At 69.2% G+C, this 26,080-nt stretch carries 31 protein-coding genes; 19 read left to right on the plus strand and 12 right to left on the minus strand.

Annotated elements, in window-relative coordinates; all coding sequences use genetic code 11:
* Window positions 1-85 precede the first annotated feature (85 nt).
* The 12 genes from tkt (at window position 86) to def (EV649_RS25985) (ending at window position 12,843) form a co-directional block, all read left to right on the plus strand.
* On the plus strand, window positions 86-2,254 hold the full coding sequence (gene tkt, locus EV649_RS25930) for a transketolase (RefSeq protein WP_130386137.1): 2,169 nt from the start codon (window positions 86-88) through the stop codon (window positions 2,252-2,254).
* Between the two features lie 38 nt (window positions 2,255-2,292).
* The gene (gene tal, locus EV649_RS25935) at window positions 2,293-3,402 is read left to right on the plus strand and encodes a transaldolase (protein WP_130386138.1); all 1,110 of its coding nucleotides are present in this window, start codon (window positions 2,293-2,295) and stop codon (window positions 3,400-3,402) included.
* The gene (locus EV649_RS25940) at window positions 3,399-4,979 is read left to right on the plus strand and encodes a glucose-6-phosphate isomerase (RefSeq protein ID WP_130386139.1); all 1,581 of its coding nucleotides are present in this window, start codon (window positions 3,399-3,401) and stop codon (window positions 4,977-4,979) included. Before tal ends, EV649_RS25940 begins: the two co-directional genes overlap by 4 nt.
* 26 nt (window positions 4,980-5,005) lie before the next feature.
* Window positions 5,006-6,556, plus strand: a complete 1,551-nt coding sequence (gene zwf, locus EV649_RS25945; RefSeq protein WP_130386140.1) for a glucose-6-phosphate dehydrogenase — start codon at window positions 5,006-5,008, stop codon at window positions 6,554-6,556.
* Window positions 6,553-7,632 carry a glucose-6-phosphate dehydrogenase assembly protein OpcA gene (locus tag EV649_RS25950; protein ID WP_130386141.1) on the plus strand — a complete coding sequence of 360 codons (1,080 nt, stop codon included), beginning with the start codon at window positions 6,553-6,555 and terminating at the stop codon, window positions 7,630-7,632. Before zwf ends, EV649_RS25950 begins: the two co-directional genes overlap by 4 nt.
* Entirely contained in the window at window positions 7,629-8,345 is a 717-nt protein-coding gene (gene pgl, locus EV649_RS25955) for a 6-phosphogluconolactonase (RefSeq protein WP_130386142.1), read from the plus strand. The genes EV649_RS25950 and pgl overlap by 4 nt, the downstream gene beginning before the upstream one ends.
* Before the next feature lie 10 nt (window positions 8,346-8,355).
* On the plus strand, window positions 8,356-9,249 hold the full coding sequence (locus EV649_RS25960; RefSeq protein ID WP_130386143.1) for a hypothetical protein: 894 nt from the start codon (window positions 8,356-8,358) through the stop codon (window positions 9,247-9,249).
* A gap of 42 nt (window positions 9,250-9,291) precedes the next feature.
* Window positions 9,292-10,110: an isocitrate lyase/phosphoenolpyruvate mutase family protein gene (locus tag EV649_RS25965; protein WP_130386144.1), complete on the plus strand. Its 819-nt coding sequence runs from the start codon at window positions 9,292-9,294 to the stop codon at window positions 10,108-10,110.
* Window positions 10,100-10,660: a hypothetical protein gene (locus EV649_RS25970; protein WP_130386145.1), complete on the plus strand. Its 561-nt coding sequence runs from the start codon at window positions 10,100-10,102 to the stop codon at window positions 10,658-10,660. The genes EV649_RS25965 and EV649_RS25970 overlap by 11 nt, the downstream gene beginning before the upstream one ends.
* Window positions 10,661-10,870: 210 nt before the next feature.
* Window positions 10,871-11,278, plus strand: a complete 408-nt coding sequence (locus EV649_RS25975) for an SRPBCC domain-containing protein (protein ID WP_130386146.1) — start codon at window positions 10,871-10,873, stop codon at window positions 11,276-11,278.
* 43 nt (window positions 11,279-11,321) lie between these two features.
* Window positions 11,322-12,137, plus strand: coding sequence for an LLM class F420-dependent oxidoreductase (locus tag EV649_RS25980; RefSeq protein ID WP_130386147.1), 816 nt, complete (start codon window positions 11,322-11,324; stop codon window positions 12,135-12,137).
* A gap of 100 nt (window positions 12,138-12,237) precedes the next feature.
* Entirely contained in the window at window positions 12,238-12,843 is a 606-nt protein-coding gene (gene def / locus EV649_RS25985) for a peptide deformylase (RefSeq protein ID WP_130386148.1), read from the plus strand.
* 1 nt (window position 12,844) lies between these two features.
* Here def (EV649_RS25985) and EV649_RS25990 read toward each other — a convergent pair whose 3' ends face one another.
* The 7 genes from EV649_RS25990 to cobT all read right to left on the minus strand — a co-directional run bounded on the left by EV649_RS25990 (window position 12,845) and on the right by cobT (window position 18,775).
* The gene (locus EV649_RS25990) at window positions 12,845-13,384 is read right to left on the minus strand and encodes a hypothetical protein (RefSeq protein WP_130386149.1); all 540 of its coding nucleotides are present in this window, start codon (window positions 13,382-13,384) and stop codon (window positions 12,845-12,847) included.
* 21 nt (window positions 13,385-13,405) lie between these two features.
* The gene (locus tag EV649_RS25995) at window positions 13,406-14,245 is read right to left on the minus strand and encodes an MBL fold metallo-hydrolase (protein WP_198682674.1); all 840 of its coding nucleotides are present in this window, start codon (window positions 14,243-14,245) and stop codon (window positions 13,406-13,408) included.
* A 66-nt stretch (window positions 14,246-14,311) separates the two neighbouring features.
* Window positions 14,312-15,115 (minus strand): helix-turn-helix transcriptional regulator, encoded by an 804-nt coding sequence (locus EV649_RS26000; protein WP_130386150.1) that lies wholly within the window; start codon window positions 15,113-15,115, stop codon window positions 14,312-14,314.
* Between the two features lie 5 nt (window positions 15,116-15,120).
* Window positions 15,121-15,648, minus strand: coding sequence for a GNAT family N-acetyltransferase (locus EV649_RS26005; protein WP_130386151.1), 528 nt, complete (start codon window positions 15,646-15,648; stop codon window positions 15,121-15,123).
* 9 nt (window positions 15,649-15,657) lie between these two features.
* Complete coding sequence (locus EV649_RS26010) at window positions 15,658-16,461, minus strand: RNA methyltransferase (RefSeq protein ID WP_130386152.1); 804 nt, start codon at window positions 16,459-16,461, stop codon at window positions 15,658-15,660.
* A complete protein-coding gene (gene cobA / locus EV649_RS26015; protein WP_130386153.1) occupies window positions 16,458-17,663 on the minus strand; it encodes a uroporphyrinogen-III C-methyltransferase in 1,206 nt (401 codons plus the stop codon). Before cobA ends, EV649_RS26010 begins: the two co-directional genes overlap by 4 nt.
* A complete protein-coding gene (cobT, locus tag EV649_RS26020; protein ID WP_241998644.1) occupies window positions 17,660-18,775 on the minus strand; it encodes a nicotinate-nucleotide--dimethylbenzimidazole phosphoribosyltransferase in 1,116 nt (371 codons plus the stop codon). The genes cobA and cobT overlap by 4 nt, the downstream gene beginning before the upstream one ends.
* An 89-nt stretch (window positions 18,776-18,864) precedes the next feature.
* Between cobT and EV649_RS26025 the strand changes: the two genes are divergently transcribed.
* Entirely contained in the window at window positions 18,865-19,395 is a 531-nt protein-coding gene (locus EV649_RS26025) for a YbhB/YbcL family Raf kinase inhibitor-like protein (protein WP_130386154.1), read from the plus strand.
* Between the two features lie 3 nt (window positions 19,396-19,398).
* Here EV649_RS26025 and EV649_RS26030 read toward each other — a convergent pair whose 3' ends face one another.
* Entirely contained in the window at window positions 19,399-19,776 is a 378-nt protein-coding gene (locus EV649_RS26030; protein ID WP_130386155.1) for a YchJ family metal-binding protein, read from the minus strand.
* A gap of 49 nt (window positions 19,777-19,825) precedes the next feature.
* On the opposite strand from EV649_RS26030, the gene EV649_RS26035 reads away from it, so the two are divergent.
* Window positions 19,826-20,689 (plus strand): nucleotidyltransferase domain-containing protein, encoded by an 864-nt coding sequence (locus EV649_RS26035; protein WP_130386156.1) that lies wholly within the window; start codon window positions 19,826-19,828, stop codon window positions 20,687-20,689.
* Here EV649_RS26035 and EV649_RS26040 read toward each other — a convergent pair.
* On the minus strand, window positions 20,678-21,628 hold the full coding sequence (locus tag EV649_RS26040) for a crosslink repair DNA glycosylase YcaQ family protein (protein ID WP_157996318.1): 951 nt from the start codon (window positions 21,626-21,628) through the stop codon (window positions 20,678-20,680). The genes EV649_RS26035 and EV649_RS26040 overlap by 12 nt on opposite strands.
* Before the next feature lie 58 nt (window positions 21,629-21,686).
* Here EV649_RS26040 and EV649_RS26045 point away from each other — a divergent pair, with 58 nt between their 5' ends.
* A complete protein-coding gene (locus EV649_RS26045; protein WP_130386158.1) occupies window positions 21,687-22,559 on the plus strand; it encodes a GNAT family N-acetyltransferase in 873 nt (290 codons plus the stop codon).
* A gap of 10 nt (window positions 22,560-22,569) precedes the next feature.
* Here EV649_RS26045 and EV649_RS41230 read toward each other — a convergent pair whose 3' ends face one another.
* Complete coding sequence (locus tag EV649_RS41230) at window positions 22,570-22,998, minus strand: hypothetical protein (RefSeq protein ID WP_198682675.1); 429 nt, start codon at window positions 22,996-22,998, stop codon at window positions 22,570-22,572.
* 104 nt (window positions 22,999-23,102) lie between these two features.
* Window positions 23,103-23,573, minus strand: coding sequence for a winged helix-turn-helix domain-containing protein (locus tag EV649_RS26055; protein ID WP_157996319.1), 471 nt, complete (start codon window positions 23,571-23,573; stop codon window positions 23,103-23,105).
* 58 nt (window positions 23,574-23,631) lie between these two features.
* Here EV649_RS26055 and def (EV649_RS26060) point away from each other — a divergent pair, with 58 nt between their 5' ends.
* Both def (EV649_RS26060) and EV649_RS26065 read left to right on the plus strand, forming a co-directional pair.
* Entirely contained in the window at window positions 23,632-24,270 is a 639-nt protein-coding gene (def, locus tag EV649_RS26060; RefSeq protein WP_130386160.1) for a peptide deformylase, read from the plus strand.
* A gap of 10 nt (window positions 24,271-24,280) precedes the next feature.
* Complete coding sequence (locus tag EV649_RS26065; protein WP_130386161.1) at window positions 24,281-24,904, plus strand: class I SAM-dependent methyltransferase; 624 nt, start codon at window positions 24,281-24,283, stop codon at window positions 24,902-24,904.
* A 17-nt stretch (window positions 24,905-24,921) separates the two neighbouring features.
* Here the strand turns inward: EV649_RS26065 and EV649_RS26070 are convergent, their stop codons facing one another.
* Window positions 24,922-25,287 (minus strand): MerR family transcriptional regulator, encoded by a 366-nt coding sequence (locus EV649_RS26070; RefSeq protein WP_130386162.1) that lies wholly within the window; start codon window positions 25,285-25,287, stop codon window positions 24,922-24,924.
* Between the two features lie 80 nt (window positions 25,288-25,367).
* Between EV649_RS26070 and EV649_RS26075 the strand changes: the two genes are divergently transcribed.
* Together EV649_RS26075 and EV649_RS26080 are read left to right on the plus strand one after the other, a co-directional pair.
* Window positions 25,368-25,688 (plus strand): SMR family transporter, encoded by a 321-nt coding sequence (locus EV649_RS26075; RefSeq protein ID WP_130386163.1) that lies wholly within the window; start codon window positions 25,368-25,370, stop codon window positions 25,686-25,688.
* Window positions 25,689-25,692: 4 nt separating this feature from the next.
* Window positions 25,693-26,052, plus strand: a complete 360-nt coding sequence (locus tag EV649_RS26080) for an SMR family transporter (RefSeq protein ID WP_130386164.1) — start codon at window positions 25,693-25,695, stop codon at window positions 26,050-26,052.
* Window positions 26,053-26,080: the final 28 nt, after the last annotated feature.

Raw genomic sequence — 26,080 nt, forward strand, 5'->3', positions numbered from 1 at the left:
GAGCAATGTGCAGCCGACAGGCGGCGTCACAGTAGGCTCTGCGTGAGATACCTAGAAGGTCACCATCGAGAGGAGCGCCGCCGGCGTGACGGAGAAGACCAGCCCAAAGCTTGAATGGACCGAACTGGACCAGCGCGCGGTCGACACCGTACGGGTGCTCGCGATGGATGCGGTCGAGAAGGTCGGCAACGGACATCCCGGTACGGCGATGAGCCTCGCACCGGCGGCGTACCTGCTGTTCCAGAAGGTGATGCGGCACAACCCGGCCGACACCCACTGGGCCGGCCGCGACCGGTTCGTGCTGTCCGCGGGGCACTCCAGCCTGACCTTGTACATCCAGCTCTACCTGGCTGGCTTCGGCCTCGAGCTGGACGACCTGAAGTCGCTGCGGACCTGGGGCAGCAAGACCCCGGGCCACCCCGAGTACCGGCACACCGCCGGCGTCGAGACCACCACCGGCCCGCTCGGTCAGGGCATCGGCAACGCGGTCGGCATGGCGATGGCGGCCCGCCGCGAGCGCGGCCTCCTCGACCCGGACGCGCCGAAGGGCGAGAGCCTGTTCGACCACCAGGTCTACGTGATCGCCTCCGACGGTGACATCGAGGAAGGCGTCGCCTCCGAGGCGTCGTCGCTGGCCGGGCACCAGAAGCTCGGCAACCTGACGATCATCTACGACGCGAACAAGATCTCGATCGAGGACAACACCGACATCGCGCTGTCCGAGGACGTGGCGGCGCGCTACGCGGCGTACGGCTGGCACGTCCAGGACGTCGACTGGACCGAGGGCGGCACCGGCTACGAGGAAGACGTCCAGGCGCTGTACGACGCGCTGGAGGCGGCCCGGGCCGTGACCGACAAGCCGAGCTTCATCCGGCTGCACACGATCATCGGCTGGCCGGCCCCGAACAAGCAGAACACCGGCAAGATCCACGGTTCGGCGCTCGGTGGCGACGAGGTCGCCGCGACCAAGAAGGTCCTCGGCTGGGACCCGGAGCAGACGTTCCAGGTGGCCGACGACGTGATCGCGCACACCCGCGGGGCGCTGGACCGCGGCAAGGCCCTGGAGGCCGAGTGGACCGCGAAGTTCGACCAGTGGAAGGCCGCGAACCCGGAGCGGGCGGCGCTGCTGGACCGGCTCTCGAAGCGTGAGCTGCCGGCCGGCTGGAAGGACAAGCTGCCGAGCTGGGACGCCGACGCCAAGGGTGTCGCGACCCGCGCCGCGTCCGGCGACGTGCTGACCAATCTCGCGCCCGAGCTGCCCGAGCTCTGGGGCGGTTCGGCCGACCTGGCCGGCTCCAACAACACCACTCCGAAGGGCCAGCCGTCGTTCATCCCGGCGGAGTACTCGACGAAGGAGTTCTCCGGCGACGAGTACGGCCGGGTCCTGCACTTCGGGATCCGCGAGCACGCCATGGGCTCGGTGCTCAACGGCATCACGCTGCACGGCCTGACCCGCCCGTACGGCGGTACGTTCCTGGTCTTCTCCGACTACATGCGCCCGTCCGTCCGGCTGGCCGCGCTGATGCAGCTGCCGGTGACGTACGTGTGGACGCACGACTCGATCGGCCTCGGCGAGGACGGTCCGACGCACCAGCCGATCGAGCACCTCTCGGCGCTGCGGGCGATCCCGGGCCTGGACGTCGTACGGCCCGGTGACGCGAACGAGACGGCGGCCGCCTGGGCCACCATCCTGGAGCACACCGACCGCCCGGCCGGCCTGGCGCTGACCCGGCAGAACGTGCCGACGTTCCCGCGCGGCACCGACGGCTTCGCCACCACCGAGAACGTGCACAAGGGCGGTTACGTGCTGCTCGACACCGATGGCACGCCGGACGTGGTGCTGATCGGCACCGGCTCGGAGCTGCAGATCGCGGTCGAGGCCCGCAAGGTCCTGGCCGACGAGGGCGTCAACGCCCGCGTAGTCTCGATGGTGTCCCGCGAGTGGTTCGACGAGCAGGACGACGCGTACCGCGAGTCGGTCATCCCGGCGGACGTGCGGGCCCGGGTCTCGGTCGAGGCCGGGATCGCGCTGAGCTGGCACGACATCGTCGGCGACGCCGGCCGCTCGGTGAGCCTGGAGCACTACGGCGCGTCCGCGGCGTACCAGACGCTGTACGACGAGTTCGGCATCACCACCGACGCGGTCGTGCAGGCCGCGAAGGACAGCATCGCCGCCGCCGCGCAGATCAGCGGTCCGGGTGTCCCGCCCGGTCGCGCCGCCGCCGGGCCGGTCGGACCGGCCGACGCCAACTGAAGACCACAACAGAACATTCGGAAGAAGGCATCGGATCCATGAACGATCGCTTGAAAGCACTCGCCGACGCGGGTGTCTCCATCTGGCTGGACGACCTGTCGCGTGAGCGGCTGACCAGCGGCAGCCTGCAGGCGCTGATCGAGGACAAGCACGTGGTCGGTGTGACCACGAACCCGACCATCTTCGCCAAGGCCATCTCGGACGCCGACGCGTACGCCGAGACGGTCTCTCGGCTAGCCGCAGAGGGCGTGTCCGTCGACGAGGCGATCCGGGTGATCACGACCAGCGACGTCCGTGACGCCGCCGACGTGTTCAAGCCGGCGTACGACGACTCCGAGGGCCAGGACGGCCGGGTGTCGATCGAGGTCGAGCCGACCCTGGCGCACGACACCGCGAAGACGGTCGAACAGGCCAAGCAGCTGTGGGACATCGTCGGCCGCGAGAACGTCTTCATCAAGATCCCGGCCACCAAGGCGGGCCTGCCGGCGATCACCCAGACCCTGGCCGCCGGTATCAGCGTGAACGTGACGCTGATCTTCTCGCTGGAGCGCTACAAGGCCGTCGCGGAAGCGTTCCTGACCGGCCTGGAGCAGGCCGTGGAGAACGGTCACGACGTCACCAAGATGGCCAGTGTCGCGTCGTTCTTCGTCAGCCGGGTGGACAGTGAGATCGACAAGCGGCTGGACGCGATCGGCACCGACGAGGCCAAGGCGCTGAAGGGCAAGGCCGCGATCGCCAATGCCCGGCTCGCGTTCGAGGCGTACGAGGAGATCTTCGCCAGCGACCGCTGGCGCGAGCTCGAGACCGCCGGCGCCAAGCCGCAGCGCCCGCTGTGGGCCTCCACCGGCACCAAGGACCCGTCGTACTCCCCCACCCTGTACGTCGACAACCTGGTCACCCGCGGTGTCGTGAACACGATGCCCGAGGCAACCATCAAGGCGGTCGAGGAGCACAGCGAGATCACCGGCGACACGGTCCGCGGCGACTACGCCGGCGACCGCAAGGTGATCGACGACCTGGAGAGGCTGGGCATCTCGTACGACGAGGTCGTGCAGCTGCTCGAGGACGAGGGCGTCTCGAAGTTCGACGCCTCCTGGTCGGAACTGCAGGACACCGTCGCGTCTGCCCTCAAGGCGGCTGCCAAGTGACGACTCCGAAGGTAAGCACGCAGAACGGCGACTGGGCCGAGGTCGTCGACAAACTGGTCGCGGAGAAGATCGCGTCCCGGATCGCCGGGAAGGACGCGACGATCTGGGGCCCGGACGCCGAGTCCGAGGCGTCGATCCGGCTCGGCTGGGTCGACCTGCACGACACCTCGCGGCCGCTGCTGGCCGAGATCGAGGCGCTGCAGGCCGACCTGCGGTCCGAGGGCCTGGACCGGATCGTGCTGTCCGGCATGGGCGGCTCGTCGCTGGCTCCGGAGGTCATCACCCGGACGGCGGGCGTGGAGCTCGTCGTCCTCGACTCGACCGACCCGAGCGTGGTCAAGCGCGCGCTGGACGGTGACCTGTCGAAGACCGTGATCGTGGTGTCCAGCAAGTCCGGCGGGACGGTCGAGACCGACAGCCACCGCCGGACCTTCGCCAAGGCGTTCACCGACGCGGGCATCGACGCGGCGTCGCGGATCGTCGTCGTGACGGACCCGGGTTCGCCGTTCGAGAAGCTGTCGGCGGACGAGGGCTACCGCAAGACGTTCCTCGCGGACCCGAACGTCGGCGGGCGGTACAGCGCGCTGACGGCGTTCGGCCTGGTGCCGTCCGGTCTGGCGGGCGCCGACATCGCCGAGCTGCTCGACCAGGCGGCCGAGGCTGCACCGGCGTTGCAGGCCGACTCCACCGACAACCCGGCGCTGTGGCTGGGCGCGGTACTCGCGGCGAGCGCTGGTCGGGACAAGGCGATCATCACGGCCGACGGCTCCGACATCGTCGGGTTCCCGGACTGGGCCGAGCAGCTGATCGCGGAGAGCACCGGCAAGAACGGCACCGGCGTACTCCCGGTCGCGGTCGAGGTCGGTGCGCCGGAGCTGCACAGCGACGCTGCTGACCTGACCAACGCCTTGCTCGCCGAGAAGGCGACCAGCGGGGTCCCGACGGCGCTGACGTCGGGCTCGCTCGGCGGTCAGATGCTGCTCTGGGAGACGGCGACAGCGGTGGCGGGCTACCTGCTCGGCATCAACCCGTTCGACCAGCCGGACGTGGAGAGCGCGAAGAAGGCGGCGCGTGGTCTGCTCGACGCGCAGCCGAAGCCGGAAGCGGCCGCGTTCACCGACGGTTCGGTGGAGGTCCGCGCTACCGAGGGTCTGCTCGACGGTGTGGACTCGCTGCAGGGCGCGGTCGACGCGCTGCTGGGCAAGCTCGAGCCGAAGGGCTACGTGGCCGTCATGGCGTACCTGGACTCCGAGCGGGACGCCGACCTGATCGCGATCCGGCCGGCGCTGGCGACCAAGACCGACCGTCCGGTGACCTTCGGCTGGGGCCCGCGGTTCCTGCACTCGACCGGTCAGTACCACAAGGGCGGCCACCCGGAGGGCGTGTACCTGCAGATCACCGGTGCGCACCCGACCGACGTGGAGATCCCGGACCGGCCGTTCACGTTCGGCACGCTGATCTCGGCGCAGGCCGCCGGTGACGCGGGCGTCATCGCGGAGCGCGGCCGTCCGGTACTGCGTCTACACCTGACGGACGTGGCGTCCGGCGTACAGCAGCTTTTGTCCCTGTTCAAGTAACACGACAACTCGGAGGAAAGCGGCCCATGACCGCTGAGCTCGGCGAAGAGCCGACAGGTCCGGTGAACCCGCTGCGCGATCCGCAGGATCGGCGGCTGCCGAGGATCGCCGGGCCGTGCAGCCTGGTGATCTTCGGGGTCACCGGCGACCTGGCCCGCAAGAAGCTGATGCCGGCGGTCTACGACCTGGCGAACCGGGGGCTGCTGCCCCCGGGTTTCGCCCTGGTCGGGTTCGCCCGTCGGGACTACACCAATCAGGACTTCGCCCAGATCGTGCACGACTCGGTGAAGGAGCACGCGCGGACGCCGTTCCGCGAGGAGGTCTGGCAGCAGCTCGCCGAGGGCTTCCGGTTCGTGCCGGGCGACCTGACCGACGACGAGGCGTTCAAGCGGCTCCGGGAGACGGTCGACGAGCTCGACGTCACCCGCGGGACCGGCGGCAACCACGCGTTCTACCTGTCGATCCCGCCGGGGCTGTTCCCGGAGGTCGTGCGGCAGCTGTCCGAGCACGGGCTGACCGACGAGCACCCCGGCTCGTGGCGGCGGGTGGTGATCGAGAAGCCGTTCGGTCACGACCTGAAGAGCGCCCGCGAGCTGAACCAGGTCGTCGAGTCGGTATTCCCGCCCGAGGCGGTCTTCCGGATCGACCACTACCTGGGCAAGGAGACGGTCCAGAACATCCTCGCGCTGCGGTTCGCGAACGCGATGTTCGAGCCGATCTGGAACAGCAACTACGTCGACCACGTGCAGATCACGATGGCCGAGGACATCGGCATCGGCGGCCGCGCCGGGTACTACGACGGCATCGGCGCCGCGCGGGACGTGATCCAGAACCACCTCCTCCAGCTGCTCGCGCTGGTCGCGATGGAGGAGCCGGTCAGCTTCGACGCCTGGTCGCTGCGCCAGGAGAAGAAGAAGGTGCTGAACGCCGTACAGCTGCCGGAACGCCTCGACCTACACAGTGCCCGTGGGCAGTACGCGGCAGGCTGGGCCGGTGGCTCGAAGGTGAAGGGTTACTTGCAGGAGGACGGCATCCCGGCGTCCTCGGCGACAGAGACGTTCGCCGCGCTGCGGGTCGACGTCGACACCCGGCGATGGGCCGGCGTCCCGTTCTACCTGCGCACCGGCAAGCGGCTCGGCCGGCGCGTGACCGAGGTCGCGGTGATGTTCAAGCGCGCGCCGCACCTCCCGTTCAACAAGACCGAGACCGAAGAACTCGGCCAGAACGCCCTGGTGCTGCGGATCCAGCCGGACGAAGGCATCACGGTCCGCTTCGGCGCCAAGGTGCCTGGTACGTCGATGGAGATCCGCGACGTGAACATGGACTTCATGTACGGCGGCTCGTTCACGGAGTCCTCCCCCGAAGCGTACGAGCGGCTGATCCTCGACGTACTGCTCGGTGATCCGCCGCTGTTCCCGCAGCACACCGAGGTCGAACTGGGCTGGAAGATCCTCGACCCGGTGCTCGACTACTGGGCGCGGCACGGCAAGCCGGAGCAGTACTCGTCCGGCGGCTGGGGCCCGGACACGGCGCACGAGATGCTCGCCCGCGACGGACGTGCCTGGAGGCGGCCATGATCATCGACCTGACCGACACCACGTCGAGCGAGATCGCGTCGGCGCTGCTGAAGGCCCGGCGGAACGCGGGGTCGCCGGCCATGGGCATGGTCGGCACGATCGTGGTGGTCGTCGACGAGGCGTCCCACCACGACGCGATGAAGGCCGCGAACGAGGCCGGTCGCGAACACCCGTCCCGGGTCCTGGTCGCGATCCTGCGGCCGGGCCGCGGCGCGTCCGGGCTGGACGCCGAGGTACGAGTCGGCGAGGGCATTCCGGGTGAGGCGGTGCTCCTGCGGCTGCACGGTGACCTGGCGAAGGTGCCGGAGTCCGTGGTCACGCCGCTGCTGCTGCCAGACTCCCCTGTCATCGTCTGGTGGCCGGGCGGCGGGCCTCGTGTTCCGGCCGAGGATCCGTTGGGCCGGCTGGGCCGGCGCCGGGTGACGGACGCGGCCGCTACGCGGCGGGCGTCGGTGGACTACAACGCGCGGGCCGAGGGGTACGCGCCTGGTGACACCGACTTCGCGTGGACGCGGTTGACGCCGTGGCGTGCGCTGATGGCGGCCGCGCTGGATCAGTACCCGACGAAGGTGACCGGGGCCGAGGTCACGGCCGCTCGCGGGAACGCGAGTGCGGATCTGATGTCCGCGTGGTTGCAGTCGCGGCTCAAGGTGCCGGTGGAGCAGCGGAACTCGCGAGGTCCGGGGGTGACCGCCGTACGGCTGTTCACGCCGTCGGGTCCGATCGCGTTGACGCGGCCGGACGGTGCGGTCGCGACGTTCTCCGTGCCCGGCCAGCCGGATCGGCCGGTGGCGTTGAAGCGGCGTACGACGTCTGAGCTGTTGAGTGAAGAGCTGCGGCGGCTCGACCCGGACGACGTGTACGCGAAGACGCTGGCGTGCATGGTCGAGCGGGATGCGATGCCGGCGGACGCGAAGAAGGTCGCGGAGACGGCGCGGAAGTCCACGGCGGCCAAGGTGACCGCGGCCGGGAAGAAGGTCGTCGCCACCAAGAAGGCTGCCCCTGCGAAGAAGGCTGCGGCGAAGAAGGTTGCTGGGGGCAAGAAGGCGGCGGGGAAGAAGGCGGCGAAGCGATGAACCAGGCCGAGCTGCTGATCCATGCCGATGCCGATGATCTGGCGTACGCCGTCGCGTCCCGGTTCATCACCCGGGTCGTCGACGCGCAGAGCACCGGTGGCGTCGCACAGGTCGTGCTCACCGGCGGCCGGGTCGCCGCCGTCGTCTACCGGGCTGTCGCGGAGTCGCCGGCCCGGAACCAGATCGATTGGCAGCGGGTCGAGTTCTGGTGGGGTGACGAGCGTTTCCTGCCCGACGGCGACCCGGACCGGAACGAGACGCAGGCCCGGGAAGCGCTGCTGTCCCACCTGGACGTCGACCCGGCCCGGGTGCACCCGATGCCGGCCGACACCGGACAGGGCGCCGAGGCTGCGGCTGCGGCGTACGCAGAAGAGCTGGCTGCCGCGGGCTCGCCGAAGTTCGACGTACTGATGCTCGGCGTCGGCCCGGACGGGCACGTGGCATCGCTCTTCCCTGGCTATCCGCAGCTCGAGGTGACAGATACCGCGGCGGTAGCGGTCCACGACTCCCCCAAGCCGCCACCGACCCGGGTCTCCTTGACGTTCCCGCGGCTGGACCGGGCGCGGGAGGTCTGGTTTGTGGTGTCGGGCGAGGACAAGGCCGACGCGGTCGCTCGAGCGCTGAGCGGCGATGACGTTCCGGCCGCCCACCCGAAGGGCCAGGACCGCACCCTCTGGCTCCTCGACCAGGCCGCAGCCTCGAAGCTGACCTGAAGTGGCTAGCATGCTGAAGAAGACCATTGCGGTGGCGGCGAGCATCATGCTCGCCGCCACCGTTTTTGTTGCCACGTCAGACAATCCCGTCGAGGCGGCCGCGCCGGTGCTGATGGGCGTGCACGACGACGTCGCGCCGAAGGACCTGGCGAAGCGGTACCCCGGGGTGCGAGCGACCCGCGAGTTCGTCAACGGGGTCCAGTCGACGAAGACCGACCTGCGGAAGAAGTACGCCGGGGTGGCGCAGGCGTCCTGGGATGCCGGGCTGATCCCGTTCGTCAGCATCAAGACCGCGCCGGAGGCGACCGGTTCCGGGATGTACGACGTACGGTTCCGGGAGCTCGCGGTGTGGCTGAAGGAGCAGCCGGACACGTACTTCATCTGGTATCACGAGCCCGAGAACGACATGGACGGGCAGACGTTCGCGAAGGCGTTCAAGCGCGTCCGGGACGTGATGAAGGCGGCCAATCCGCAGGTGAAGGTCGGGTACTCGGCGATGGCGTTCCAGTGGGACGGCCGGCCGCGGACCAAGGACCCGAAGCCGTGGCGGGTCGAGGCGGACTTCTACGGCGCCGACACGTACAGCGGCGGCACGCAGCCCGCGACCGCGATCGTCAGCGAGCACGCTGGGCACGTGCGGTGGTACCGCGAGGTCGTGCAGCAGACGCCGGGTGCGGCGGCGAAGTGGGGACTGACCGAGCGCGGGTTCAAGGGGACGAAGAGCGATCAGGCGCGGGCGAGCGAGATCGACCGCGAGACGGCGTACCTCGATGGGCTGCCGGCGGGCTCGCGGCCGGCGTTCTACCTGTACTGGAACACGAAAGGCACCGAGGGCGATCCCGATCTGGTGAACGGCCCGAAGGCGCAGGCGGCGGTGGCCCGGATGGTCGGGAAGCTCGGCTGAGTTCGGCCGGCGCCGAAGAGTCGGGATGAAAGACTCGGGCGTATGACGACGTTCCGCGAGTTGCATGCCGATCGGTTCGTGATGCCGAATGCCTGGGATGCCGGGAGTGCGGTGATCCTGGCGGCGGCCGGGTTCCCGGCGATCGCGACGACCAGCGCCGGGATCGCGTTCTCGCTGGCGAAGGGCGATCACACGCTGCCGGACGGGGCGCCGGCGGTGTCGCGGGAGCAGATGTTCGATCGGGTGCGGGAGATCGCGGCGGCGAGCGACGTACCGGTGAACGGGGATCTCGAGGACGGGTACGGCGCTGAGCCGGAGCGGGTCGCGGACACGATCAGGCTGGCCCGCGAGGCCGGGTTGGCCGGCGGGAACATCGAGGACTACGACGGGCGGGAGCTGTACGACGTAGAGCTCGCGGTCGAGCGGATCGTGGCGGCGCGGGAGGCGTCCGGGGACGAGTTCGTGCTGACCGCGCGGACCGACGGGCAGTTGCTGCGTACGCCGACCTCGTTGAGCGACTCGATCGACCGGGCAAACCGCTTCCGCGCGGCGGGCGCGGACTGTCTCTACGTCCCCGGCGTCAACGATCTCGACACGATCCGCACGCTGGTCGCCGAGATCGACGGCCCGCTGAACGTGGTTATCGGTCTCGGCACCTCCACGCTGACGGTCGCCGACCTGCAGGCGGCCGGCGTTGTGCGGATCAGTCTCGGCGGCAGCATCGCCCGGGCGGCCCTCGGCTTCATCCGCCGCAGCGCGGAGGAGCTGGCGACGAAGGGCACGATCACCTTCGCTGCCGACCAGATCCCACAGGCTGACTTGAACCAGCTGTTTGCGCGATCATCCAAGGGTGAACGCTGAAGCCGGCCTCCCGGTGGTGGCGATAACCCACGGCGTCGTGGGTCTCACCACCTGTGCCTGCCTGATCGCATTCTTCGCCGTCGGCGGCCCCTTCGGAACCATCAACGACCTGGGAAACGCTGTCTTCGGCGTCCAGAGCCTCGCTCTCGCCAGGTTCCTCGCGGCGCCCTCACATCGGTTCCTGCTGCTTGGCGTTGCCGTGGTCGGCGCGATCCTGACGGTCGTGGGCACAGTGCTTGTGGTGACCGAGGTCACCGGCTTCTACCTCGCTGGACTGTGGTCCAGCTTCGGCTTCGCGCTCATCGGACTCTGGCTGGTGGCTGTCAGCCGGCACGGTCCGACCCGCCTGCGCCGATCAGGCGTCGTGGCCGGAGGTGTGATGCTGCTCGGGCTGGTCGGCGTACCAGGGATCCCGATGGGTCTCGACGACATGGACAACGCCCCGGCGTGGACCTTCGTGGCCGGCGTCAGCTGGGCCGGGACGTATCTGCTGTTCCCCGTCTGGAGCCTGCGGTTGGCCGGGCGGGACCGTGCCGAACGCGGCAGCTAGCGGCGGGAACATCTCGCGGACGTCTCCCCCGCCGACCCAGATCCCGATCGCCAGCGCAGCCGTTGCCTCCAGCAACCTCGCCTGGTCCCGATCCGCGCCCTCGGCGACTGGGCCGCCGTTTACGCCGACCGGGTCCCGACCGAAAACAAACCGTAAACGCCTCGCGGGACAGTGTTGGAGTCAGCCCGATCCCGATGGAGGTCCCCCGCCATGTTCACCCTGCAACAGATCGTCGACGCCCCACCCACCGAGGTCGTCCGGGCGTTCACCGAGCCCGAACCGTTCGCCGCCTGGTTCGTCGCCGAAGGCTTCAGCACCCCGTCCGACCGCGTCACGCTCGACGTCCGCCCCGGCGGCCAGATCTCGGCCGTGTTCGTCGCCGCGGACGGCACAGAGGTCCCGTTCACGCTCCGCTTCGGCGACCTGGACCTGCCGCACCACCTGGTCCTGCACTTCGACCAGCCCGCCGAGGAGATCACCGTCGACCTGACCGCGCTCGCCGACGGCCGTACGCGGCTCGATTACCGCAGCGTCGGGCTGTCCGACGAGCAGCAGGTCCCGATCGAACCCGGCGTCGCCACGATGCTCGGCCACTTGGCGGCGTACTTCACCCAGTGACCTATCCGGAGGGTCCTCCGCAAAACGGGATAGGATTCCCGCTATGACAGCTTCCGATTCCACCGACCGTCCGTACGGCGCGTTCCCCGCACGGATCGGTCTGCAGGTCCAGCCCCAGCACGCCCAGTACGCCGACATCCGGCGGACCGTCGCGGCGGCCGAAGAGATCGGCGTTGACGTTGTTTTCAACTGGGACCACTTCTATCCGCTCAGCGGTGAGCCCGCGGGTCTGCACTTCGAGTGCTGGACCATGCTGGCCGCCTGGGCCGAGGCGACCGAGCGGGTCGAGTTCGGCGCCCTGGTCACCTGTAACTCCTACCGCAACCCCGACCTGCTCGCCGACATGGCGCGGACGGTCGACCACATCAGCGACGGCCGGCTGATCTTCGGCATCGGCTCCGGCTGGTTCGAGAAGGACTACGACGAGTACGGCTACGAGTTCGGTACGGCGGGCGGCCGGCTGGACGCCCTCGGCGAGGCGCTGCCGCGGATCGAGCAGCGCTGGGAGAAGCTCAACCCGAAGCCGACCCGGGACATCCCGGTGCTGATCGGCGGCGGCGGTGAGAAGAAGACGCTGAAGCTCGTGGCCAAGCACGCGAACATCTGGCACGGGTTCGGCGACGCCGAGACCATCGCGCACAAGCACGCCGTACTGGACGAGCACTGCGCGACCATCGGCCGCGACCCCGGCGAGATCGAGCGCTCGGTCGCCGTCGGCGACAAGACGCCCGAGCAGGTCGGCAAGTCGCTCCTCGACGTCGGCACCCGCCTCTTCACGGTCCACTCCTCCGGCCCCGACTACGACCTGGGCCTCCTCCGCGCCTGGGTCGCCTGGCGCGACGAGGTCAACGCCAAGTAGACCCCAGGCTCTTTGGGCCCCCATCAACCATTCAGGCGAGCCGAAAGCGGTTGGTGGGTGCTCAAAGACGCCGTGGGGGGCGGCGGTTAGGATTTCGGGCATGTCTACGTTGCCTGGGAATGGTTCGGTGCGGCCTATCACGCGGTGGGGCGAGGACGTCATGCATCGGGTCAATCAGCCTGTCACCGACTTCGGGGACGAACTGCAGACGCTCGTCGCGGACATGGTCGCGACGATGAACGCGGCCGAGGGCGTCGGCCTGGCGGCGAACCAGGTCGGCGTGGACCTGCAGCTGTTCGTGTTCGACTGCCCCGACAAGGAAGGCAAGCGCGTCCAGGGCGTCGTGTGCAATCCGACGCTGGAGCTCCCGGAGGGCAAGGACCGCAACCTCGACGAGGGCGACGAGGGCTGCCTGTCGCTGCCCGGCGCGTTCACCAAGTGCGCCCGCCCCGACTTCGCCAAGGTCACCGGCGTCGACCAGCACGGCAAGCCGGTCAGCTTCGAGGGCGACGGCCTGCTGGCCCGCTGCCTGCAGCACGAGACCGACCACACGCAGGGCATGGTCTTCGGCGACCGCCTCTCCCGCAAGTACAAGAAGCGCCTGTTCGCGGAGGCCGACGAGTTCGCCCCCGACTACCCGACCGACTGGCCCGTCACCCCGATGGTCGAGCACGAGGACGAGCACGAGGACACCCCCGCCACCTGATCTACCAGCGGGCTTTCTCCAGGTCGATCCCGTCGACGGTTTCGGCTGCGGTCTGACCGGTGGTGTCGAGCCAGAGGCCTCGGCGCGGGATCTCGTCGAGGCCGGCCTGCAGTGCGCGTACGCCGTCCTCGAGCGAGGGGCCCCAGTCACGGTACGAGTTGGCGCCGCCGCGGCCGATCTCCCGCTCGACGATGGACTCGACCGACGGGACGAGTACGACGAGGTACGGGTCGACGTCGTGCAGCCGCGAGAACCAGCGCTCGACATGCTCGCCCAGGACGATATCGCTGCAGACGAAGTCGAAACCGGCATCGGCGTAGTGCTGCGCGACCAAGGCGCTGGCGTCGTACCGGAGTTCCAGTTGCCGCACCGCCTCCGCCGACGGGTCCGGCGTCATGACTTCAGCGCCTGCGACCACGCCGCGGTAGAACACGTCCCCGTCGAGCGTCGCGGCCGGCGGCCCCATCCGGGCGGCGAGGAGCGGCGCGATCGTCGACTTCCCCGCCGCCTGCATCCCGGTGACCAGAACTACCTTCTGCATGCTGCTATGTCATCACTGTCGTCAACTACTTTTGATCGCGCGGATGGAGTTCCAGAGGACACCGCGGTTCAGGCGGTCCGGGTATTCCGCGAGCATTGCGTTGTAGAGGTCGAGCGCGGTGCTGGTCCGGGTCTCCGCGGCGGCGAACGCCTTGAGGTACCTGCGGGTCTCGTCGATGTACCGCGGGTCGTCAGAAGCGCCCGCCTGGCGGTGACCGGAGACGACCGCGACCGGATGCAGGGTCTCGAGTACGTCGAGTGCGGCCAGCCAACGATCGAGGCCACCGGCAACCGACTCGGCCAGGTAGAGGTGCACGTCGTCGTACACGGAGTCCCCCGCGACGACGAGACCGATCGACGGGACGTACAACGCCGAACTGCCGTCGGTGTCGGTGTGACCGAGGTCGATCGCCACCAGTTCGGAACCCTCCAGCGTGAAGGTGTCGCCGTCGAGAGGTTCGGCGACGACCAGCCGGCCGGGCAGTTGCCCGGGAAACCTGACCCGCCAGAAGCCGTCCAGCCACGCCGGACTGAGCTGCTTCCGCATGCCCTCGACCACCGACGGCAGCGCGACCATCCGGGCTGCCGGGAACCGGTCGAGCACCGGCGCTGCGCCGAAGAAATGGTCGCCGTGGCCGTGCGTGACGAAGATCGTGGTCAGGTTCTTCCCGGTGGCCGCGATCCAGCCTGCCAGGTCCTCGCCTTCCGCCTGCGTCATCAGCGGGTCGACCAGGACCGCGTCGTGCTCGCCGTGGATCAGCGTGGCCGCGGTCGGCGACCACATCCGGCGTACCTCACCCGGCGGGAGATCGTTGGACACGGCCGGCTTGGACGGTGCGACGTACGTCGAATAACTCAACATATTCACAGCGTCTCGCCGGGGCAGCCGGCGCAGAAGGCCGTGTCTTCCTGGGTGCGCCGCACCCAGTCAGTCCGTCAACCGCTCCAACGCCTCCGCACTCGCGCTGCCCGGTTCCGCCGTACCGACGAGCAGTTGCTGACCGGGCGCGGCCCGGACGTCGAAGGTCTGGTAGGTCAGCTCGATCCGGCCGGCCTGTGGGTGGTTGAAGATCTTGTACGCCCGGCTCAACCCGCGCGCCGTCCGGTCCTCCCAGAGTGCCCGGAACTCGGGCGATCGCGGCAGCAGGTCCGCCACCAGCGCCGCGATCTCGGCGTCGTCCGGGTACGCCGCCGCGTTGAACCGGACCGCGTGGACCGCCCGCCGTACGACCGCCTCCCAGTCACCGAAGATGTCCCGCGCCCGGGGATGCTCGAACATCATCCGCAGCATGTTCGTCATCCCGAACGGCGCCAGCAGCGCCTGCGCCACGCGGTTCGTCGCGAGGATCTCGTACGCCGGACTCAGCACGTACCCGGCCGCGGCCGGGAAGCTGTCGAGCAACTGCAGGAGCGCTGGATGCACCTGATCCCGCGCGGCTCCGAGGCCGGGCGCCGGGGCGAGCCCGGCCAGCCGGAACAGGTACGCGCGGGCGTCCGGGTCGAGCCGCAACGCGTGAGCGATCCCGTTCAGGACCTGAGCCGACGGATGCCGCTCGCGCCCTTGCTCGAGCCGGGCGTAGTAATCCGCGCTGACGACGGCGAGTACGGCGACCTCCTCACGCCGCAGGCCCGCGACGCGCCGATCGCGACCGGCCGGGAGGCCCACCGCAGCCGGGTCCACGCGAGCACGTTCGGCACGCAGGAACGCGCCGAGGTCGTCCACCGCTCGCATGCCGGTCAGCCTACGCGCCGCCGCCAGGCATCGGCTGTGAGCGCGTAGACGGTGGCGTCGAACGGTACGCCGTCGTCCTCGAGGACGGCCTCGTGGTCGAAGGTCATGCCGAGCCGGCGCATGACGGCAATGCTGCGCTCGTTGGGCGAGTCGGTGACGGCGATGATGCGCGGCAGCCCCATGGTCGCGAACCCGTGCTCGAGCCACGACGTCGCCGCCTCGGTCGCGTACCCGTGGCCCCAGTACTCCCGGGCCAGCCGCCACCCGATCTCGAGGTCGTCCGGGTACCACTGCTCCTTGCTCAGTCCGCAGGCGCCGAGGAACACGCCGTCCGAGCGTCGCTCGACCGCCAGGAAGCCGAACCCCTGTGCTTCGTAGGACGCGTTGATGGCCCAGGCGGTCCGGTCCGAGTCCTCGCGGCCCAGTGGCGGCCCGAGGTACTGCGTGACGTCGGGATCCGCGTTCAGCGCGGCCCACGGTTCCAGGTCGGACTCGCGGAACGGGCGCAGTACCAGGCGTTCCGTCGTACGCATGTATCCCCCTCAGCGAGTGGCGTAGAACGCTACTGCTGCTGAGGATGCCACGTTGAGGGAGTCGACGCCGCCGGCCATCGGGATGCGTACGGTCAGGTCTGCCTGTTCGAGCACGTGCGGTTTGAGGCCGTGGCCTTCGGTGCCGAAGATCAGCGCGAGCTTGTCGTCCTTGCGGTCCGCGAGCTCGTCGAGCGTGATCGAGTCGTCGGCGAGCGCCATCGCGGCGGCGACGTACCCGTTGTCCTGCAGGTGCCGCAGGTCGCCGGGCCAGTTCTGCAGGCGGGTCCACGGGACCTGGAAGACGGTCCCCATCGACACCTTGATCGAGCGCCGGTACAGCGGGTCGGCGCAGGTCGGCGTCACCAGGACCAGTCCGACACCGAGCGCGGCCGCGGCGCGGAACCCGGCTCCGACGTTGGTGTGGTCAACGATCTCGTCGAAGATCGCAATCCGCCGTACGTCGTCTGTGAGCAGGTCAGGCAGCGGTACGGCGGGCTGCCGCTTGTACGACGCCAGCGCGCCGCGGTGCACGTGGAACCCGGTGACCTGCTCGGCCAACTCCTCCGAGACGACGTACACGGGCTTGTCCGGCCATTTCTCCAGCACGTCCTGCAACGAGTCGAGCCACCGCGGCGCCAGGAGAAACGACCGCGGCTCATACCCGGCATCCGCCGCGCGCCGGATCACCTTGTCGCCCTCGGCAATGAACAGCCCATGCTCTTCTTCAAGAAGCCGCCGAAGACTGACCTCCCGCAACCGAACGTAATCCGCCAGCCGCGAGTCCCCCGCATCCTCAACCGGAACCAGACTCACGCTTGCCCTGCCACGTCCACCACGTTGCCGATGACAACGATCGCCGGGGCGCCGACGCCCTCGTCCGCCATCGCCTGTGCGATTCCGGCGAGATCCGACTTGACCATCCGCTGCCCCGGAAGGGTGCCGTCGGCAACCGCCGCCGCGGGCGTCTCCGCCGCACGCCCACCCTCGATCAAGCGGGACGCGATCGCCGGCAGGTTCTCCACCGCCATCAGCAAGACCAGCGTCCCGTGCAACTGAGCCAACGCATCCCAGTTCACCAGCGAATCCGGATGCGACGGCGGAATGTGCCCCGACACCACCGTGAACTCGTGCGTCACGCCACGATGCGTCACCGGGATCCCCGACACCGCCGGCACCGAGATCGAGCTCGTGATCCCCGGCACCACGGTCCACGGCACCCCTGCCGCCGCGCACGCCAGCGCCTCTTCGAACCCGCGCCCGAACACGTACGGATCCCCACCCTTGAGCCGTACGACGACCTTCCCCTGCTGCCCACGCTCCACCAGGATCCGGTTGATCTCCTCCTGCTGCGCGGCCCGCCCGCGCGGCAACTTCGCCGCATCGAACAGCTCGACATCAGGATGCAGCTCGTCCAGCAACTGCTGCGGCGCCAACCGATCCGCGACCACCACATCCGCCTCGGCCAGCAACCGCCGCCCGCGCACGGTGATCAGATCCGGATCGCCCGGACCCCCACCGACCAGGTAAACCCCAGGCCGCCGATCCACGTCCCGCGCCGCCAGCTCACCCGTCCGCAGACCCTCGAGGATCGCGTCCCGTACGGCGGCCGACCGGCGATGATCGCCGCCCCCGAGGACGCCGATCGTCACGTTGTCGTGCTGCCCGGAAGCCGGCGTCCACGCGGTCGCACGGGACCGGTCATCGGATCGCACGCAAAAGATCCGCCGTTCCTCCGCCTCCGCCGACACCTGATCGTTGACCGCGGCATCATCCGTCGCCACTACGACGTACCAGGCTCCGTCGAGGTCACCGGCGACGTACCCGCGCTCGATCCAGGTCAGCGACGGGTTGCCGAGCAGCCCCTCGATCGTCGGCGTGATCGACGGCGAGACGAGGTCGATCCGCGCCCCGGACTCGAGCAGCCGCGGCAACCGTCGCTGGGCGACACCGCCACCGCCGACGACGACCACGCGCCGCCCTTCGAGGACTAGACCGGACAGGTACTGGTTCGTCACGAAGTGATCCCCGCGTCCTCGAACGTGGCCATCTCGGCGAGCGCGCGGACCGCGCAGGTCAGGATCGGGTACGCGAGCACGGCGCCGGTCCCCTCACCGAGCCGCAGATCCAGGTCGACCAGCGGCTGCAGGCCGAGCTGCTTGAGCGCGACCGCGTGCCCCGGCTCCGCGGACCGGTGCCCGGCGACGCAGTAGTCGATGACGGCCGAGTGGAACGCCTGCGCCACCAGCGCGGCCGCCCCGGCGATCACACCGTCCAGGATCACCGGGACCCTGTTGGCCGCGGCGCCGAGGATGTACCCGGCGAGGGCAGCATGCTCCAGACCGCCGTACGCCTGCAAAGCCTTGAGCGGCTCGGTCGGCGGTACGGCGTGGAGCGCGAGAGCACCCCGTACGACGCCTGTCTTGTGGGCGAGCGCCGCGTCGTCGATACCCGTCCCGCGGCCCGTGACGGCGTCGGCGGTCGCGCCCGTGAAGGTCGCGATCAGCGCTGCCGAGGCGGTCGTGTTGGCGATGCCCATGTCGCCTGTCAGCAGGCAGCGGTACCCGTCCTGGACGAGCCGGTCGGCGAGGTCGAACCCGACGGCGATCGCTGCCCGCGCCTCGTCCTCGGTCAGGGCGCCGGTCTGCGAGAGGTCGCGCGTGCCCGCGCGGACCTTCGCGTGCACGATGTCGAGTTGGTCGACCGGCGTGGCGACGCCGACATCGACGACGCGGATGTCGACACCGTTGTTTTTGGCGAACGCGTTGACCGCGGCGCCGCCGGCGGCGAAGTTCGCCAGCATCGCGGCGGTCACTTCCTGCGGCCACGGGGAGACGTTCTGTGCATGGACGCCGTGATCGGCCGCGAACACCGACACCACGGCCGGAGCCGGCACTGCCTGCGTTCCGGTCATGCCGGCCACCCGAATCGACAGCTCCTCGAGCACACCGAGCGATCCGGCCGGCTTCGTCAGCTGCGCGTGCCGCTCCTCAGCCGCCCGCATCGCTCCGGAATCCGCCGGAGCAATCCGCTCCAGGTACTCCTCCAGCGCGCCGTCCATCGCGTCCTCCATCCGTCCCCGTTCACCAGTCCGGCCGACGGTCCCGTCGTACCGCTCCGATCTTCGCATCCCCGAGCATGTGCCCCGGGACGGACCGGCGGGATGTGGACAGTAGTGTCGGAATCACCACATCCCGCGAGATCCCGGAGGGCTCACAGATGTCGCTCGATCGTCCCGTCGCACCGGACCCGTACAAACTCCTCCCGGAGGTCGGTGCGTTCACCGTCACCAGCACCGACGTCGCCGACGGCGAGCCGTTGGCGGACGACCATGCGTTCGCGGGCGGCAACACGTCGCCGCAGCTCAGCTGGTCCGGGTTCCCGGCGGAGACCAAGGCCTTCGTCGTCACCTGCTACGACCCGGACGCCCCGATCGTCTCCGGCTTTTGGCACTGGGTCCTGGTCAACCTCCCGGCCACCGTCACCGAACTCCCCACCGGTGCCGGCACCGCCGAACGCCTCGACAACGGCGCCTTCCACGTCCGCAACGACTTCGGCACCAAGTCCTTCGGCGGCGCCGCCCCACCCGCAGGCGACCAGATCCACCGCTACTACTTCGTCGTCCACGCCATCGACGTAGAAGCCCTGGACGTCGACTCCGACGCCTCCCCCGCAGTAGTCGGCTTCAACCTCGCCTTCCACACCCTCGCCCGAGCCATCCTCACCCCGACCTACCAAATCGCGGAGTAGTTCTCAGAGGGCGGCGACGTATACCCATTCGCCGGCTTCGCGGGTGAAGGTGCTGGTTTCGGATTGGGTGCCTGGGTTGCCGTTTCGGGTGTAGTGGGCGTGGAACTCGACGGTTCCTTCGCTGTGGAAGGGGCTGCCGCCGGTGGTGGCGACGATCTCCAGGCCGGTCCATTTCTGGCCGGGGGTGAAGTCGATCGTCGCCGGGCGGGTGGTGAGGGACCAGGTCTGGCGCAGGTACGCCGCATCGTGCATCACGAAGGCGGCGTACCTGGACCGCATCAGCTGCTCCGCCGTGGTGGCCGTCGCTTCGCCGCGGTGCAGGCGGCCGCAGCAGTCGGCGTACGGCAGGTCTTGTCCACAGGGGCAGGTGGGAACTGGCATGTGCCAATTGTCCCCGATCCGTCGGCCGCGCTCGTGATCTACTGCGGTGATGGTGACCGAGGCGGCACGCTGGCGACGGCAGATGGTGCGGCCCGTTCTCGACTGGTACGCCGCCATTGAAGGCGTCGACGCGGTGATGCTGGGTGGGTCGACCGCCCGCGGGGACGCGGATCGCTGGTCGGATGTCGAGGTCGGTGTGTTCTGGCGACGGCCGCCGACATCTGCTGAGCGTCTCGCGGTCGATGGGGCTGCTGAGGTTCGGTTGGTGAACGTCGACGGCCCGCCGTGGGACGACCACCTGTACCTGGGCGAGCCGCGGCCGGACGGGCTGATGGTCGAGGTCGCGCACACGCTGACGCAGACGGTCGAGAGCGCCTTGGATGAGCTGCTCAAGGGCAAACCCGATGGCCAGGTCATGCAACTGGCGCAGGGCATCATCGACGGCCGCGAGGTGATCGGGCCGCGGGCGAAGCTCGTCGCACGCTGGAAGGAGCGCGTCGCGGCGTACCCGCGTGACTTGGCGCTCGCCGTCGTACGGCACAGCGGGAACATCGAGAAGTTCTGGCGCTGGCAGATGTTCTTCGAGCGCGACAACCCACTGCTCGTCGCGCGCGAGTTCGTGCGCATGACCAACCAGCTGCTCAACGTCCTCTACGCCCTCAACGGCCGGTACAGCGGTCACGTGCTGGCCTTCAAACGCCTCGACGCGCTCGACCTCCCGCTGGCGCCATCGTCCCTCGCCGCCCGCCTCCGCGCAGTCTTCGACCGGCCCGCTCCCGAAGGCGCGCAGACCCTGCACGATCTCATCGAGGAGACCTTCGACCTCGTCGAACGCCACCTGCCGGAGGTCGACGTCGACGCCCTGCGCGCCACGTTCCGCAGCGATCGCAAGCCTGTCGAGTCAGCGGACTGACAGCCGCGGATCCCGCACCGGCAGGCTCGCCACCTCCGCGCACAGATCGTCGTACTGCTCCCGACTGAGCCTCTCCGACAGAACCACGTCGACGTGGCCTCCCTTGCGGCCCCACGCACCGACGATCCGCCCGTCGATCAGCAAGCCGTTGGGATGGAATGAATCGGCAGCCGCCGTCAGAGCCCGCAGACCGGGCGCAATGAACCGGCCGTCGCGGTCGCGACCGAACAACCGCAGATCCGGTGCCGCCAGCAACCGCACCCCACGCGGAGCCTCCGCCGACCACAGACGGTCCGCGTCGTCTCGAAGTACCCAGGCCGGTACGCCGTCGAAGTCGACCTCGATCAGCTCGTGAGCCAACTCGTCCCACATCACTCGCGCATCGGCCGGCGACAGCCCGGACCACCACGCGAACACCTTCGGCGTGGTCGGACCGAAGCAGTGAACGTGCCGCCGGCACAGCTCCCGCCGTGCGTCGTCCACGTCGATCGCCGGTCGCTGAACCTCCCGGACCCAGAGCGACGTCGTGTCCCACCGCACCGCGATCCGCCCGCTCGCACACGCCTCACGCAACCCGTGGATCCCGGCCCCACGCCGCCGCTCCTGCCCACCCAACGTCTCGCATACCTGTTCCGCGAGTACGTCGATCCGCCGCGAATCCAGCGGCATCCGGCCCAGCGTGAACACGCCGAAGTCCCGCGCCGGCAACACGTACACGGCCGCCCGCGGACTGTACGTCTGGATCAGCGAGGGGTGCTCCCAATCCGCCGGCGAACACCCCGCCATCCGCGCATGCAGTCCGAGCAACGCGTCCCGCGGCGCGGTGTCCTGCAACCCGACGTATGCCGCCTTCTCGTGCGAGCCCACCGGCAGCCGTCCGACAAGGTTGTTGACCTGCAGCCGGTAGGCAATGGCCTGCTCCCGCGTAACAATCCGCATAGCCCCGACCGTAGACAAAAAACACGCCACCGCCTGACTTGATTTCGAGGAGCACCCCTTGAAGACAGCCCGACTCGACCTCCTGGCGCTCGATATCGACCGGGATCTCGGCGCGCTACACGCGATGTTCTCGGATCCGGAGTGGGCGCGGGGCGGATACATGACCCCGACCGCCTCCGTGGACGAGTCGCGGGAGCGGTTGGTGCAGGAGTTCGGGGACAACGGCGGGTGGACCTGGGTACTGCGGGTGCGGCCGGACGAGGACGCGGCGGGAGTGATCGGCGTGTTCTCGGATCAGGGCAGCTCGATCCGGGGCATGAGTTGGTACCTGAGGCGGGAGCGCTGGGGCGCAGGGCTGATGAGCGAGGCTGCACGTGCCGTGATCGACCACCTTCTGCAGCAGCCGTCGATCACCGGCGTCGAGGCGTGGATCGACTCGCGCAACGTACGGTCGATCGCGGTCGCGCGGCACGCGGGCCTGGACCTCGTCGGCCGGTTGCCGCGCACACATTACGGCGAGATCGCGCAGTCGGTCGTGATGGGCCGCGCCGCTGAGCCGAGCGACCCCGTGACGTTCGGGATCTCGCCGGTTCTCGAGGTGCACGACGTCGCCGGCACGGTGCGGCTGTTGTGCGAACTGCTCAGCCTCCACGTCCACTTCCAGTTCGGCGACGACTTCGCACGGCTCGGGTTCACCGAGTGGAACGGTCAGAGCGGGCTGGAGGTACGACGGACAACCGGTGAGGTCTCGCCCGCCGCCGTCACCGTCGAGGTCGGCGTACTCGTCGATCCCCTGTACGACACCGCGCTCGCCGCCGGTCTGATCGAGTCGACGCCACCCGAGGACGCTCCATGGTCCCGCCGCACGTTCACCCTGGTCCTGCCCGAAGGGCACCGGCTGACGATCTCGGGGCCGCTCAGCGGAGCCTGAGCAGCTGCACTCAGCTTCGGAAGTCGTAGTTGTAGACCATGATCGCGCCGACGCCCAGGGCGAGGAAGGCGAGGAGCATGCCGATCGCTGCCGCAGGCTTCCCGCGGCGGTTGGCGGCGAGCCCTGCGATCGCCAGGGCGAGGGCCGGTAGGGCGAACGGGAAGGCCAGGTACTGGCGGACCGGGAAGCGGTCGATGAGGTTCGAGAACGGCAGGAACGGCGCGACCAGCGAGGCCATGCCGAGCAACAGCGCGAGGACACTCGGCACGGCCGAGCCCGTCGGCCGATGGACTCCGGACGGCATGGCGGCAACAGGCTGCTGAGCGTGCTCTGGCCAAAGGTGCTGCGGGTACCCGGAGGTCGGCTGTTGCCCATAACCGGGGGCGGGTGATTGGGGTGCGGCGGGGCGGGGATCCGGCTCGGCCGGGCGGTCGGTCATGGAAGCTCCACACTCGGGGGGCCAGGCGCGAACTGTGCCTGGTGCGGACGGCATCTTCTCCGCTGACGCGGCGACCCCCGGGACGGTTCCCCCGATCGGCGCGATTAGTCCTCGTCCAGCGGAAAGGCGCGGATGATGACGGCGGTGGGGGTGCCGGAGGTTGGTTCGGTGGTGGTGAAGTCGCGGAGGACGCGGTGCAGGCGGGCGCGGAGTTCGGCGAGTTCGCCGTCCGCGAGGGTGACGACCTCGCTGAACGCGAAGTCCTCGTCGTCGGAGGTCTTCGCGGCCAGCCAGCTCGCGTACGCGGTGTCCTCGAGTTCGCGGTTGAGCGTCGACTGCTCGGTCCGCACCCGGCGCCACGGCTTCACCCGGCCCGCCGCGCCCGGCTCCGGCTCGATCACCCCGAGCGCCTCCAACCGGCGCAGGTGGAACGAGCACGAGCCGGTGCTCTCCCCCAGCTCGCGGGCGGCGATCGTCGAGGTCGTCGTACCGTCCCGGTCGATCAGCCTCAGGAGCGCCTCCCGCAGCGGGTGCGTGCGGACGACGTCACGACGGTTCGGCGCACTACTCTCCATGGCGGGCATCCTATCCTGAGCTTTGCAAAGTCCCGACTTTGCAGACTACGATCTTTGTATGCCGACGTACATCCTGGGCCGTCCGAGCCGTCACCTGCCCGAACTGACGGACGAGGTACGACGTGGCAAGCCGCTGCGCATCACGGAGTACGGCGAGGAGATCCTGCACCGCCCGTGCCGGCCGGTGACCGAGTACGGCACCGCGCGCTGGGGCGGGCTGATCGACGACATGTTCACGACGATGTGGATCGCCGAGGGGTGTGGGCTGGCCGCGAACCAAGTGGATGTCGACGCGCAGCTCTTCGTCTACGACCTCACCGACGAGTACGGCGACCGCCACGTCGGGCATGCGTTCAATCCGTGGATCGAGACCGCGCCCGCCCTGGTCGGTATCCAGCGCGGCACCGAAGGCTGCCTGTCCGTACCCGGCGCCAACGCCCCGCTCGACCGCCCCGCCCGCGCGACTCTGCACGCGTACGACGTCGACGGCCGCCCGTTCACGCTCGAGTCCACCGGCTACTTCGCCCGCTGCCTGATCCACGAAACCCAACATCTCGGCGGCACCGTCTACGTCGACCACCTCTCCCCCAGCGTCCGTGCTCAGACCCTCGCCCAGTCAGCCGACCGACGCCCGTCGGTACTGGAACATCGCGCCAGCCGCGAGAATCAACTCGCCGCGGTTCGCTGTACGCGTTAGCGTCCGTGGCGTGGAGGATCCGAAGCAGGTCGTACGGCGCGGGTACGACGTACTGTCCCGTCGGTACGACGACGCCACCGGCGCCGACTCGAAGTACCAGTCCTGGATCGACGAGCTGATCGCGCGACTCGGGCCCACCAGCCGGGTGCTCGACGTGGGATGCGGAAGCGGCATACCCGTGGCGCACGCCCTCACCGCCGCGGGGCATCACGTGGTCGGCGTGGACATCAGCGAGATCCAGATCAACCGCGCACGCCAACTCGTACCGCAGGCCGAATTCATCAACGCCGACGCAATGTCGCTCGAGTTCCCACCCGAGTCCTTCGACGCCGTCGTCTCGCTCTACGCGCTGATCCACCTGCCGCTGGACGAGCAGCAGGAACTCCTCGCCCGGATCGCTACGTGGCTCCGGCGTGGTGGTTGCTTCCTCTGTACGACGGGCCACACCGCGTGGACCGGTATCGACAACAACTGGCTCGACGGCGGCGCCCCCATGTGGTGGAGCCACACCGACACGGCGACGTACCGCACCTGGCTCGCCGACGCCGGCCTCACCGTGGACGCCGAATCCTTCGTTCCCGAAGGCTCGGGTGGGCACACGCTCTTCTGGACGCACCGGCTTTCCGGAACATAACTGCCACCAGCTGACGGTTATGTTCCGGAAAGCGGGGTGGGTGAGCTGACGTCGCGGCGGAGGCCTTGGAGTACGTCGAGTTCGCGGTCAATCTCGCGGCGCTTGGACTCGAGTCGCTGAACCTCCTGGGCGAGCAGCACCTCCAGTACGCCGGTGCGCTCCTCGGGCGGCGCGTCGAGGCACGGCAGCAACTCACCGATGACGGCACTGCCCAGCCCCGCCGCGAACAGGTGCTGGATCATCACAACCCGCTCGACCATCGACTCCTCGAAGTCCCGCCACCCGCCCGGGGTGCGACTCGAGCGGATCAGGTCCTGCTCCTCGTAGTACCGCAAAGAGCGTGTGCTCACGCCGGTTGCCTCGGCGAGTTCTCCGATCCGCATGAGTCAAGTGTTGCACTTGACACCAGTGTGAAGTTCCACCCTGAGGAGGCCGCACCAGCATTATCCCTGGAAGGAACCTCATGCACTGGCTCTACCTCGCGATCGCCGTCGTTTTCGAGATCGCCGTGGCGATCTCCGCCGGCAAGGCGCAAGGCTTCAAGCACCGCGGCTGGACGGCCGCGACCCTCGTCACCGGCGGACTCGGCACGTACTTCCTGAGCCGCGCCCTCCTCGCCTTCGACGTCGGCGTCGGGTACGCGCTGTGGACCTCACTCGCCGGAGTCGGCATCACCCTGCTCGGCGCACTCCTCTTCGGCCAGAAACTCACGTGGCACAAGGCCATCGGCATCGCCCTGGTCATCGGTGGCGTCGTCGGGCTCCAGCTCTCGAGCGGATCGTGATCGCATGAACACCAAGCCCCAGTCGTCCCGCACTGCCTGGCTCACGCTGTTGCTCGCCGGCGCGTTCGAAGTCGGCTACGCGCTCTCGGTGGGCGGCAGCCACGCCTTCACCGTCTGGCAATGGTCCGTCGCCGCCGCCGTGTTCTTCCTGCTCACCCTCTGGGCCCTCAGCCAAGCCCTACGCACCATCGAGGTCAGCATCGGCTACGCCACCTGGGCAGGCCTAGGCTCCGCCGGCGCCGCCCTCCTAGGCCCGGTCTTCTTCAACGAATCCCTCGCCCCCACCAAAACCCTCTGGCTAGCCGTCACCATCACCGGAGTCATCTACCTAAAACTCGCCGACCGTCAACCGAACCCCACCTGACACACCCGGTGGCGGGGAGCCTGGTGGA

This window comes from Kribbella sp. VKM Ac-2569, from assembly GCF_004216905.1.
Lineage (GTDB): Bacteria > Actinomycetota > Actinomycetes > Propionibacteriales > Kribbellaceae > Kribbella.